This is a genomic window from Streptacidiphilus neutrinimicus, from assembly GCF_000787815.1.
In the GTDB taxonomy this organism is placed as follows: domain Bacteria; phylum Actinomycetota; class Actinomycetes; order Streptomycetales; family Streptomycetaceae; genus Streptacidiphilus; species Streptacidiphilus neutrinimicus.
The window spans coordinates 102,887-115,061 of record NZ_BBPO01000008.1 but is presented as its reverse complement, the minus strand read 5'-3'; the positions used below and the strand labels follow the sequence as shown (position 1 = coordinate 115,061).

The window sequence follows — 12,175 nt, the reverse complement described above, 5'->3', positions numbered from 1 at the left end:
AACACCTACACCACCATGACGACGGTCCCCGACGTGACGGATGACGGGCTGCCGGACCTCGTCGCCCGAGACGCGTCAGGCGTGCTCTGGCTGTACCAAGGAACCGCCAATCCCGCGTCACCCTTCCTGCCCCGCATCCGCATCGGCGCCGGCTGGAACGTGTACACCACGCTGGTCTGACAGGGCGGGGGCGAGTGGTCCGAACTCGCCCCCAGACAACCGCCTGCTGACCTGCCAGCCGGGACTCGAAGTGGGGCTCTCCCCCAACGGTGTGACTCGTTTTGGGGTGTGAGTTGACAGCGGCCGATGGAGAGTCGGCCGTCGAAGGCAATGTCGAAAGCCCGCAGTGCGCTCCCATCGCATGGTCCGGCGACTGCGGCCCTGCCCCGGCCATGGGGGCGCACTCAGCACCGCGGACTGGTCTCTCGGGATCGGTCAGCCCGCCGCCCTGCGCGTCCTCACGTCCCAGGGCTACGGGTGCCGATACCCACCTGTCAGGCGAACGGGACCGACATCGCCCAGCCAAGTCACCCCCCGGGCCCTGTCGATCCCGCCCCGCGGCCGGGAAAATCCGTCGTGGTGCCCGCCCGGAAGACGTCGCCTGAACTTGGTACTGATCGCTCAGCCCGGATCTGGATGGAGACCAGCACCCGCTGAAGGGTGGACTTGGCTTCCAGGAGTTGGGCCCGCGGCGCAGGTCGTTCTCGTTCCAGATCAAGGCCCGGTCTGGTCTGGTCTGGCGGTCTGGTCCAGGATTTCGTGACGGCAGGTCTGCACCCAGCGCTCCATGGCGGAGTTCATGCGCGGCACGCGTCGACGTCGGTGGGCGTAGTCCCACCGCTTCCTGATCCGCCTGCGGTGCCACACCAGCAACGTCCCCGCGGTGACTGGGAAACCCGCCTCCAGTCGCGTGAGCGGTATCAGCGACGACAGCGCGGCCAACCAGAACCGGTCCCCGGGGGGGCTCGTAACGGCCCGTGCCCCGAAGTTGCCGACGCAGCACCAGCAGTTCGGCGTCCTTCGCCGTGTCCCGGCGGTGCAGAACTCCCGGCACAGACAGCAAGGCTCGGGGGACGCGGTACAGGATCGAGATGATCACCAGCGCAGCATCCCAACCGCCGGCGAACGCCTCTCACGCGGGTCCCCACCTGCAGTGATGGCTCTACGGGCGCCACAGGCGGCATCGAGCGAAGGCAAAGGGCGTCAGCCCGAGGTCAGAAGGTCGTCGTAGTAGTCCGCCGGTCCGACCAGCACTGCCTGGAAGTACAGCGGTTCGCCGTCCGTATCGAGCGGGACCTCGTGGCCGGCGGTGCGGGTGAGGCCGAGGGACAGACCGGGCACCGTCCAGTAGCTCGGCTCATCGTGACGGGTGGTCAGGCCTTCTGCCGTGAGCCGGTCCAGCAGTGCGAGGGCGGGCGTGCGGAAGACGTCGATGCCCCGGAATCGCACGGTGACGTCCTGGGGGCCGGGGCGCGGGATCCATACCTCTGCCGCGGTGAGCGTCTTCCCGTCCTCCAGGTGGAACACGATCTCGAACTGCTCGTGCAGGAGGGTCACCTTCATGTAGCCGAACTGGCGGCCCGACCCCTCGTTGCGCACCTGTACCCGGCCCAGTGCAGCTGCCGCGGTTTTGACGTTCTCCGCCGGCATGCCGAGCGGGAAGCCGGTGATGCCGTTCGGCGGGTCGAGATCGATCTCCATGCGGGTCATTGTAGGAGGCAGGTCCTCAGCTTCCAGCCGTTGTCCTTGAGGTACTTCTGGAACTTCCGGTTGTTGGGCAGGGAGTCGACCATCTCCTTGATGGCGGCGTCGTACTTGGTGCCGTACTCCTTGCGGATCTTGCCGATGTCCATCTTCATGGCGACGTCGATCTTGCCCTGTTTGATCAGGCTTCGCTGCTTGGCCCGCCAGGCGATGGAGTCCCGGCCCGATCCGGTGCTGATGAAGTTGCGGTGATCGTCGTACTCCATTCTGATCGCCGGACCGGTGGACTCCTTGAGATCGGTGGGGAGGCCGAGGTTCAGGTACGCGTCCTTGGCCGGGACGTGGTTGACCTCGTAGGGGGTGGGGTCGCTGCCGTCGGTCCAGTTCGCGGGGAGGAGCTTGTTGTACCAACCGCCCATGCCGGACGGTTGCTTCTTCGCCAGGCCCAGCGGGTCGACCCAGTAGAGGGGGTTGGGCACGTAGGCGTGTGGGTCCGGGCCTGCTGCCTGGCCGAGGGGGTCGGGGCTGAGGTACCGGCCTGTGGACGGGTCGTAGTAGCGGAAGTAGTTGTAGGCGAGTCCGGTCTCGTCGTCGTGGTACTGACCGGGTCGGCCCAGTGGGCAGAACACAGGTCCGCTGCGGGGCCGGAGGGGGCGGCCCCACAGGTCCGTGGTCGGCGCCCAGACGACCGTGCCGTCCGGGGCGACGAGCTCGCTGGGAGTGCCTGACAGATCGGCGACGACGGCCCAGAACCGGGCGTCGTCGGTTCCGGTGTCGGTCGTGTTCGCCGTCGTTCCCTCGTCCGACTCGGTCCTGCCTGCTGCAGTCGGGGGCTGGACGAGGTCGGTTTGGGCCATAGGCGACAGGCCGTCAGGGTTCCACTCCCACGCGCGCGTCCGCACTGCGACACCGTCGTGCAGAGTGGTCTCCTCGGCCAACTGGGTGCCGTCCCACGCGTACGTGACCTGCTCGATCGGGGCGGTGCCGTTCGCCCCGGTGGCATGGCGCTGTTTGGCGGTGCGGCGGCCCACAGGATCGTAGGTGTAGGTCCAGAACTCTCCCTGAGGCGTGTCGACCCGGACGAGCTGGTCCTGCGCGCCCCACGTGTACCGCCAGTCGCGCTGCTGCCCGGACAGGGTTCGCACGGTCTTGCGGACGAGACGTTCGCGTTCGTCGTACTCGTACCGGGTGCGCCCGGCCGCGCGCAGGAGGGACCCGGTCAGGTGGCGTTCGCCTTGTCCCGCCGCCCTGGGGCGGCGGGAGTCCAGGGCATGGACGATGCCGCCGTGGCGGTCGTAGGCGTAGGTCTCGGTCCAGGTTTCGGCGATGACCCGGGTGACGCGTCCTGCGGGGGTGAGCGCGAAGTCCCGGCGGCCCCGGAGCTGGTCCACGATCGTTTGCGGGATGCCGTCGGCGCGGTATCCGTAGGCGCGCTGCTGCACGGCGCGGAAGCCGGTTGCGGCGTCGGGGATCGAGTGGTCGGCCGACGCGGCCCAGATGGCCTGGCCTACGAGCCGATGGCAGGCGTCCCAGGACTGGGTGAGCACGGCGAGAGGACTGAGCCCGCGGGTGGTCTCTCGCCCGTTGGCGTCGCGTTCGAAGGTCAGGGTGCCATACCCGTTGCTCCAGCCCGTCGTCAGGCCGTTCGCGTCATAGGACCAGGTGGATGCGATGCCGGACGGGGTGGTGCGGCGCACCCGCCGACCGACCGCGTCGTACCCGTAAGAGGTGGTGCGTCCGTCGACGGTCTCGGCCAGCACGCGGCCGCACGCGTCGTAGACGTATGCGACCGTGCTGTCCGGGCCGGTGATGCGACTGAGCAGGCCGCGCGCGTCGTAATCGAGCGTTGTCACCGTGCCGTGGTCGTCGCGCCGCTCGACCAGCTCCCCCATGAGGTTGTAAGAGAACGCGGTGGTGTGGCCCGCGTCGTCGGCGATCTCCAGTAGTTGGTCTGCGCCGTCGTTGCGGTAGGTCAGCGTACGGCCGTTCAGGTCGGTCTCACTGATCAAGTGGCCGGCGTCGTCGTACGCGTAGCTCCAGCTCGCTCCCTCGCCGCCGGCCTCGGTGAGCTGGAGTTCGGTGTCGTAGCGGAACCGGATCAGCTCGCCGTCCGGCAGCAACCTCGCGTCCAGACGCCCGAAGGGGCCGATGGTGAACCGGGTGACCGCTCCCGCCTGGTCGCGGTGCTCCACCACGTTTCCGTCGCGGTCGTACTCCCAGGTCTCGCGGCTGCCGTCCGGATGGATCCGCTCGGTCACCTCGCCCTCGGTCCGGCGTCGCAGGCGAAGCGTTCCGCCCATCGGATCGCTGAACGTCTGCAGACGGCCGAAGGCGTCATAGTGCGCGTGCGCCGTGTTGCCCAGAGGATCGGTCACGGTGGTCACCAGGCCGGCCGGGTTACTGGTGAAGGAACGATTCTGCCCCAGCGGATCGGTCACCTGGGTGAGGCGACCGAGGTCGTCGTAGCTGCGGACCGTCCGCGCTCCCGAGGCGTCGGTGGCGCTGAGGAGGTTGCCTCGCTCGTCGTACTCGAACGCGGCCGTCCGGATGCCGGCTTGAGTCACCGATGCCAGACGGCGCAGGGAGGTGTACGTCAGTGCGGTAGCACTGCCGTCGGGGGCGGTGATGACGACGGGGTCACCGTGCTCGTCCAGGGTGTAGCGGGTGGTGCGGCCCAGCTCGTCGGTGCGGGCCAGCAGCCCACCGTACCGGTCGTGCTCAGTGCAGACGGTGTGGCCGAGCGGGTCGGTGACGGTGGTGAGGTGGCCGTGGGCGTCGTAGGCGTAGACGGTGCTGTGCCCGAGGCTGTCGGTGACCGTGGTGCTGCGGGCGTCAAGGTCGTAGGCGAAGTCGGCATCCAGGATCCCGTCCGTGCCGTAGCCGCGTGACACCCGGCCGTCTGGACCGTACTCGTACGCGTACCAGTGCCCATTGCGGTCCGTCCATCCGGTGATCCTGTCGCGCTCGTCCCAGGTGTACGACAAAGGCTGGCCGGAGGAGTTCACCACCCCGACGAGCCGTCCGCGCCCGTCCCAGTCGTAGCCGATCAGGGTGGTACCGCGACCATCGCCGCTGCCGTCGATCAGCCGGAGTCCGGTGATGCGCGCCCCACCGACCGTGATGGCCGTGTCGACGGCGATCCGGTAGCCGCCCGAGTGGCGCACCTCCGCCGGCAAGCCGTCGACGTACATGTGCTCGATGCGGTGCCCGTTGCGGTCCGTCATCGCAGTCAGCGGACGCAGGCGCGTATTCGGCGCTGTGGGCGGCGCGTCGAAGTGCCGTGTCCAGCCGGTGTCCGGGTCCTCTATCCGGATGGTTCCGTCCGGGCCGTCCCAGGTGAGCGGCCAGCGCGCACCTCTCACCGGCAACACGCGGGGGCGGTCCGGGGTCGGCAGCGGGTAGTGCAGCGTCTGTGCGTCGTCGCCCGCGTAGCGAATCCCGTCGGCATCGACCTGGAGGCGCTGGTCCAGCGTGCTCGACCAGCCGGGGCCCAGCAGCCGACCGCCGGCATAGCCGGAGGCGTAGGCGCGACGCAGGACCAGCGGCAGCAGGCCCGGCAGGTGCAGATCAGTCGCAGAGGTGATCATCTGGCCGGACACCACGTCCACCGGGTCTCCGCCTGTGGTGCAGCCGCCGTTGCCCTCCGACGGCTGCCCGGGCTCCGAGTTCCCGGCCCCCAGGCCCGGCTCCCCTTCGTCCCCCGGCCCCGAACCACCGCGCAGCCCTGCCCCCGGCTCGTGACCACCCTCTGCCTCCGGCCGGGCCGGGTCCCCCACACGCGGAGCATGAGCGTCCTTCTCCGCCGACCGAGCCAGATCCTTGACGGTGTTGGCTTCGTTCTCCGCGGCGTTCTCCGCAGCGCGGGTCGTGCCATGCTCAGTGTCCTTCAAGATGCCGTGGTAGGCATTCGCGAAGTCCTCCGCCAGGCCCTTACCGGCCTTCTGTGCCGTCTCCTGGAAAGCCTTGGCTATCTCACCCATCGCAGCGCCCCGCCCCCCCGTCCGCCTGCCCCCACAACGCGTCAGTAGCACGCTACCAAGCAGCTCACAGGCCAACTCTCCCTGGCCGGGCCCAGCTTGCTGTGCCGTCCGGACAGGCTGGTACGGCTCTCGTGGTCCGCCGTCATGCTCTGGTGCCCGCGGCAGGGGTGGTGATCACGACCTGGCGGGTGATCGATAATATGCGCGCCCTGCACCAGTTACGCGCGGTGAGGCAGGATTTGAAGGTCCGTTGGAGACGCGCCATCGGCCAGGTCCACAGCTTCTCGCTCGCTCGCACCTCCGCTTCCAGCGGCTCTCCCGACTCCGTCCCGGCACTGATGCATGCGCCCGTCCACACCGCACTGCAAGCGATCTACCTCAACTACAACCACTCCCTCGGCGGCTTCGCCTTCTCGGTCACCCACGACGCAGAATCAAACGCCACCTGGTACTTCGCCGGAAGATCCGGTGCACCTGCCACTACCGCCAACTGGTACCACCTGGTCGGCGTCTACAACGCCACCGCCCACCCACCAGCGTCTGCCGCCACCAGGTCGCAGGCCGCCCAATCACCAGTGAAGAGACCGATGTGACCCCATCCCGCCGCCTCCTGGCCGCGACCATCACCGGCCTGCTCGGCCTGACACCCCTCACCCTGACCGCGAACGCCGCCTACGCCGACACGCCCGCACCCACCACGATCACCTTGACCGGCACCGCCACCATGGCCCCAGGCGAAGGATTCGGCACCCGCTTCACCATCCAGGCCGCCACGAACCTCGACGGCGAAGGCGTCCACATCACCCGCTTCGACGCCGCTGACCCATCAGGTGAGACCCTGCCCGACGCCACCGTCTGGGGCGCGAATGCGGTCACCTTCGACGACACAGCACCCATGACCGGCGGGCTCAGTTACCGGATCGACTATCCCGGCGACGCCCAGAACCAGCCCGCCACCGCCACCTTCGCCATGCAAGTGGCCAAGTACGCTCCCCGCATGGGCCTCACCGCCCCCGCCAGCTCACCCCGCGCCACCGCGATGACCATCCAGGGCGTCGTCATCTGGCCCACTCCCTACTACGTTCCGACCGGCCAGATCCACGCCGTCCGCACCGACCCGGCCCACCCCGGCGGCGTCCCGCTTGGCACCCTCACAGTCGCCAAGGACGGCACGTTCAGCCTTCGCGACGCCCCTGACACCGGTGGCACCAACACTTACAGCTTCACCTACGACGGCGGCAGCAGCTACCTCCCCTTCGCCCAGTCCGTCACGGTCCAGGTCACGCGCGCCACCACGACCGTCACCGTCCGCACCGACAAGTCCGTCTACAACTACGACGGCTGGGCCAAGATCACCGCCCACCTGGGGACCACCTACAACGGTCGCACCCTCACCCTGACCGCCCACCCCGCCGGCGGCAGTGCCACCGCCCTGAAGACCGGCACCGTGGACGCGAGCGGAAACCTCACCGCCTGGTACAAGCTCACCCGCAACACCACCTTCAGCGCCGCCTTCACCGGCGACTACCGCTACAACCCCACCAGCGCCACCACCACCGCCTACACCCACGCCATCGTCACCAACACGCTCCTGCAGCAAACCGCCACCACCCGCATCAACGGCACCACCTACGCCGTCTACTACCGCGACGCCCACCTCCAGCCGCTCCTGTCCACCCGCGTCACCCCCGACCACTCCGGCCAGCCCCTCCTGGTCACCCTCCAGCGCTACGACAACGGCGCCTGGCACGCCGTCACCACGTGGACAACTGACCTCAAGAGCCACAGCGGCATCAACACGCCCATCTCCTGGACTCACCTCGCCGACGGCACCCTCTACCGCATCACAACCGAGTACACCCACAACGGCGCCGACACTGGCAACATCGACACCTGGGGCAATTGGGCCTACTTCACCATCCACCCCCATCCGTAACCAGGCCCCCCTGAAAATGCTGGAACTACGTCCATTCCTTTGGGAGCGCTCGGCGAATCGCACCGGACTGCCACGGGAATGAAGCTGGCATGACGCTGGGGGTCAAGGGGTCGCAGGTTCAAATCCTGTCGTCCCGACCGCGTTTTCGCAGGTCGGAGGCCGTTTCCACCGAAGGGTGGGAGCGGCCTTTTCCGTTGGTGGTCGTGTTGTGGTCGTCATTATTCGGCTCGGCTGACGAATCTCACTGACGGCATTTCAGGCGGCGGGCCCGTACTGGCCGGTGCCGGCTTCACGGTGGTGGCGGCCGGGCTGGGTGGTCGGCTGGTGGTCGTGGCGGCGTTCGGCGTGGTCGAGTTCGGCGGCGATGGCGTTGACGGCCTGACGGGCGGCGGGCCGGGTCAGGTGCTCGTAGATGTTGGCTGTGGTGGACACGGTGGAGTGGCGCAGCGTCTTGGAGACGATGGTCAGCTCGATGCCGCGGGTGAGGGCGAGGGTCGCGGCCAGGTGGCGCAGGTCGTGGACGTGGATCTTGGGGACGCCCGCCTGGCGGGCGAGGTGGTGGAAGTGGTTGAGGACGTACTCGGGGTGTAGCGGCTCGCCGTCGTCACGGTGGAAGACGTAGCCGCCGTGTGGGCGGGCCAGGTCGGCGGGTACGCGCGCGTCCTTGCGGCGGGCCAGGATCGTGAAGGCGCGGGGTGACAGGGCGACCCAGTCGCGGCTCTTGCGGGTCTTCGGTGGGGTGAGGTCGAGCCGGTTGTTGTCGATCGCGGACAGCGTCCAGCGCACGTAGAGGACGTGCCGGTTGAGGTGGACGTCGTCCCAGTGCAGGCCGAGGGCCTCGCCCTTGCGCAGGCCGGTGCAGATGAGGAGTTCGACCAGGTCGGCGAAGTCGGGGTCGTGGACGCGGGTGTAGCGCAGGAAGCGGATCGCCTGGGCCGGGGTCCACACGGTGCGCTCGTCCGGGGTGGGACGGGGCAGGACCGATGGCTTGGCCACGTTGACGAGGAGGCGGTGAGTGCGGACCGCGTCGCCCAGCGCGCTGGAGAGGGTGGCGAGGATGTGCCAGACGGTCTGCCGGCCGCGGCCCGCGGCGAGCTGGGCCTGGACGAAGTGGTGCAAGTGCGCGTAGGCGAGGTCGTCCAGGCGGATCGGGCCGAACGCGGGGATCAGATCGTCCTGGACGTAGTCGCGGTAGCGGACCCAGGTCGTGGCCTTGAGCCGCAGCCGTTTCCCGGCCAGCCAGACGGCCAGGTACTCCCCCACGGTCTGGTTGGGGTCGGCGCTGACCCCGAGGAGACGGCCGTCGAGGTAGCGGTGGAGCGCGGTACGGGCGTCGTCCTCGGTCGCGAAGCCGCAGCGGCGCACGGTGCGGTGACGGGTGCCGGGTTCGGAGCTGGGGACGTCGACGGCGAACGTCCAGCTCCCGTGGGCCGCGTCGCTGGTGAGGCGGGGGCAGTGGGCGCCAAGCTGGCGGCCGTCATGGTCGCGGCAGCCGCAGCGGCGGTCCACGCGCCCCGGGCGGGCGTGGGCGCGCATAGCGATCACCTTCTCACAAGCTCTTGGAACGCCATGCCCTCTTCATCCTGGTTTCGGTAGGTGGAGCTCGGGTGGAGCGACGATCACAACCCGACCACTAATCTGCTGAACGCCACCTGACCAGGGCGGATCCCTTGAATCGCCCGCCAGGCGCGCCAGAGGAGCACCGGGATGGCCCAGGGCGGGGTTCGGCTGGACGACGCCAGACGTGCCCCGCCCGGAGTCCGGTTCCGGTGCGAACGTGCCCAGCCAGGAAAAGCACATGGTGGACGGGAGCCGCGGCTCGTCGATGATGCTCGCGCCGGTGCCGCGGCAGCCAGTGGTGCCGGCTGTCGGCGACCACGCGTCTGACGTTCGCTCCACGCGCGTCGACAGCTTTCCTGTCTCACACGCGAGTTGTGCTGGCCCGATCTCGTCGAGGCCCTCGAACGGGGGGCCGGCTTGGTCACCGGGGCTGCCGGGGTGACGCGTCCGAGGACCCGCAGCCGCATCGATGCAGGCTCTCACCGGCGCGGGTGGCCGTAGTGGGGTGTGCGGACGGGGACTTGGGCCCACACGGTCTTGCCAGCCCGGCCATCGTCCGTGGTGCCCCAGATCGACAGCCGGGACAGGATGTGCAGGCCGTGGCCGTGCGGGCGGTCGGCGCGGTGGGGCCGGACCGGACGGGGGCGGTGGTGTGGGTCGCTGTCGGAGACGGCGATGCGCAGTTGTTGTCCGGCGGGGTCGAGGTCGAGGCGGAGCCGGCGCGCGCCGCCGCCGTGCTGTTCGGCGTTGGCGAGGAGTTCGGCTGCCACCAACAGGGCTTCGTAGGCGCGTTCCTCGTCGCCGCCCACCTCGGGCGAGCCCAGATGCCACTCGGCGAGCGACTGGCGGACGAACTCGATTCCCTCGCTCACCGGCGTCACGCGGTCACCGCCGCGACGGAAGCCGATCCGACGATGGAAGAACGACGGCGGATACAGGGCCGAACTGTTGATCATGGCCGAGTCCAGAGGGTGGGCCGGTAGGACGCTGCGCGCCTTCCCGCCTCGCCCCGGCACACACCTGCCGGACGACCGCCAGGTCAGGGAGAACCAAGGACGTCCACGGCCGGTTCGTAGTCCGGGTAGATGCGGAACAGCCGCCGTGCGTCGGTCAGCTCCAGCAGCCGCTCCACGCGTCGGCTGGGGGCGACCACGGCCAGCGGCACCCGCTCCTGTTCGGCGAGCGCGCGCAGCCCCAGCAGCATGTTCAACGCGGCCGAGCCGCAGGACTGCACTTCGCGCATGTCCACGCAGACCACCCCCGGCCGCGCTTCGACCGCCCGACCGAGCACCGCGGTCGCATCCACGCAGGTGTCCGGGTCGAGGTCGCCGATCAGCGAGCACACCTGCCCACCCGGCACCGGACTGCACTCCACCTTCAGCGGGGGCCGGGGAAAAGAAGCCGCCCGGGGATCGACTGTGCTCATCGTCCACTCCGAAATCCAAAGCGTGCGAAGAAGACATCGCTTCCGCGACCAGGCTGTGCTCGGCACCGCAGTCCGGCGTAGGACTGGTCCGCGCGGAAGGTGCGCGCGATGCGCGACTGGCGCGGACGCGACGACGTGCCGGGTCATGCCGCACTCGGAACCCCACGCCCAGCCGGAGCACGAGCGGGGCGTTCAGGGCGGCGTAGCTTGAGCGAGGAACCCGGGCGAGGTCGACGACGACCGTTCACGGCGCACCCTCCGCCTGGATCGGGCCCCCTGCGCGGCGAGCGCCGCGGCGGTGTCCTGCAGAGCCCGCCACAGTTCGAGCGCGCGGCGGCGCTCGAACGTCAGCGCGGGGGCATCGGGGTGGCGATCGGCCAGCGCGAGGTAGGCGTCGACGGCCTTCAGAGCCTGGTCGACGGCGTGGGGCACGGTCCCGTGCTCACGCAGCCGCGAGGCCAACGCGTTCAGTTCGTCCCTGGTCACAGCGCACCTCCGCTGCATCCGGCCACCTCGGCGGGCAGGTCCGCCCGTGGTGCCCCACCAGGTTCACTCCTGGGCTCAAGGAGTGTCAACAGTTGCATGAAACTCATGTCATGTTTGCGATAGCAGGTGTTCCGGAGGATCCTGGGTGCATGCAGCAGGTCCCCGCTCCCAGGGCCACGCAGTGGACGTTCCTGCCCAACCACGCCCGGGTGCTCGTCCAGATTGCCCGGGATCCCGGGATCCGGGTACGGGACATAGCGGTGCGCTGCCGCCTGACGGAGCGGGCGGTCATGCGGGTCATCGCCGACCTGGAAGCGGCCGACTACCTCGCCCACACCCGGTCCGGACGTAGCAACCGCTACCGTCTCGTGCCCGGCACCAAGCTGCGGCACCCCGCCGACGCCGGCCCCACCGTCGCCGAGCTCCTGGCCGCGCTCACCTCACTCCCTGCCGAGCCCACCGGCGGGTGAAGCGCCGGGCCGGTCGGCGGCTCGTGGTTGCTCGCCCGGTGCCGTTCACGGCGCGCAGTGAACGTGTCCGTTCAAGGGCGGCCGCTGTGGCGCTCGGCGCTGTCGAGGAAGGCCTGGATCTGGTCGAGGGCGGTCTCGGCGTCGGATGCCTCCGCGGGACTGAGCCGGTAAGGGTGGATGGCGCCGTCGGTGAGAGGGGACAGGGCGGTGGCGCACTCGGAGAGCATCCAGGCCAGCTCACCGTGGGTCGTCATGGCCGCGCAGGCCAGATCCGCTGCGGCGTTTCGCAGCCGGACGGTGCGTTCGGCCAGGGAGCGGACCATGGGAGGCCCGGCGGGGCGGGGCCGTTCTAGTTTGCCGAGCAGCTCGCACACCACCTCGTAGTCGTGGATGGTCAGCCTCCAACGGCCGGCCCGCCGTCCCTGCTCGACGGAGTGGATGACCAGCTCGATTCTGGTGGCGACTGCCATACACCGCGTCTCACCACTCCGGCGCGTTTCACCCGCGAAAAGGCGCCCCATCGCGCGCTTCGATGGGCCCCCGGTCGCCGGTGCGTCACGCCCGACGTATCCGGCGGACACCAGCCGACGGCCGAAGGCCAGGGGCCCGCGCG

10 protein-coding genes and 1 pseudogene are annotated in these 12,175 nt (G+C 69.5%); 4 read left to right on the top strand and 7 right to left on the bottom strand.

The window, feature by feature from the left end; translation table 11 throughout:
* Positions 1-180, top strand: a pseudogene (locus TR48_RS43015) (hypothetical protein); the annotation flags it as partial.
* Positions 181-1,203: 1,023 nt separating this feature from the next.
* Here the strand turns inward: TR48_RS43015 and TR48_RS08340 are convergent.
* Together TR48_RS08340 and TR48_RS08335 are read right to left on the bottom strand one after the other, a co-directional pair.
* The gene (locus TR48_RS08340; RefSeq protein ID WP_042365335.1) at positions 1,204-1,701 is read right to left on the bottom strand and encodes a hypothetical protein; all 498 of its coding nucleotides are present in this window, start codon (positions 1,699-1,701) and stop codon (positions 1,204-1,206) included.
* Between the two features lie 5 nt (positions 1,702-1,706).
* Positions 1,707-5,684: a DUF6531 domain-containing protein gene (locus TR48_RS08335; RefSeq protein WP_152627856.1), complete on the bottom strand. Its 3,978-nt coding sequence runs from the start codon at positions 5,682-5,684 to the stop codon at positions 1,707-1,709.
* 152 nt (positions 5,685-5,836) lie between these two features.
* Here TR48_RS08335 and TR48_RS08330 point away from each other — a divergent pair, with 152 nt between their 5' ends.
* Both TR48_RS08330 and TR48_RS08325 read left to right on the top strand, forming a co-directional pair.
* Complete coding sequence (locus TR48_RS08330) at positions 5,837-6,277, top strand: hypothetical protein (protein ID WP_236652070.1); 441 nt, start codon at positions 5,837-5,839, stop codon at positions 6,275-6,277.
* On the top strand, positions 6,274-7,620 hold the full coding sequence (locus TR48_RS08325; RefSeq protein ID WP_052442492.1) for a hypothetical protein: 1,347 nt from the start codon (positions 6,274-6,276) through the stop codon (positions 7,618-7,620). Before TR48_RS08330 ends, TR48_RS08325 begins: the two co-directional genes overlap by 4 nt.
* A gap of 255 nt (positions 7,621-7,875) precedes the next feature.
* Here the strand turns inward: TR48_RS08325 and TR48_RS08320 are convergent, their stop codons facing one another.
* The 4 genes from TR48_RS08320 to TR48_RS08305 form a co-directional block, all read right to left on the bottom strand.
* The gene (locus TR48_RS08320; RefSeq protein ID WP_052442491.1) at positions 7,876-9,156 is read right to left on the bottom strand and encodes a tyrosine-type recombinase/integrase; all 1,281 of its coding nucleotides are present in this window, start codon (positions 9,154-9,156) and stop codon (positions 7,876-7,878) included.
* Positions 9,157-9,659: 503 nt separating this feature from the next.
* Positions 9,660-10,136 carry an ATP-binding protein gene (locus tag TR48_RS41730; protein WP_042365282.1) on the bottom strand — a complete coding sequence of 159 codons (477 nt, stop codon included), beginning with the start codon at positions 10,134-10,136 and terminating at the stop codon, positions 9,660-9,662.
* A gap of 83 nt (positions 10,137-10,219) precedes the next feature.
* Positions 10,220-10,606 carry an STAS domain-containing protein gene (locus TR48_RS40150; RefSeq protein WP_161789792.1) on the bottom strand — a complete coding sequence of 129 codons (387 nt, stop codon included), beginning with the start codon at positions 10,604-10,606 and terminating at the stop codon, positions 10,220-10,222.
* Positions 10,607-10,798: 192 nt separating this feature from the next.
* Complete coding sequence (locus TR48_RS08305; RefSeq protein ID WP_152627855.1) at positions 10,799-11,092, bottom strand: hypothetical protein; 294 nt, start codon at positions 11,090-11,092, stop codon at positions 10,799-10,801.
* A gap of 149 nt (positions 11,093-11,241) precedes the next feature.
* On the opposite strand from TR48_RS08305, the gene TR48_RS08300 reads away from it, so the two are divergent.
* On the top strand, positions 11,242-11,562 hold the full coding sequence (locus TR48_RS08300; protein ID WP_042365279.1) for a helix-turn-helix transcriptional regulator: 321 nt from the start codon (positions 11,242-11,244) through the stop codon (positions 11,560-11,562).
* A gap of 71 nt (positions 11,563-11,633) precedes the next feature.
* Here the strand turns inward: TR48_RS08300 and TR48_RS08295 are convergent, their stop codons facing one another.
* Positions 11,634-12,032, bottom strand: a complete 399-nt coding sequence (locus TR48_RS08295) for a hypothetical protein (RefSeq protein WP_042365278.1) — start codon at positions 12,030-12,032, stop codon at positions 11,634-11,636.
* Positions 12,033-12,175 lie beyond the last annotated feature (143 nt).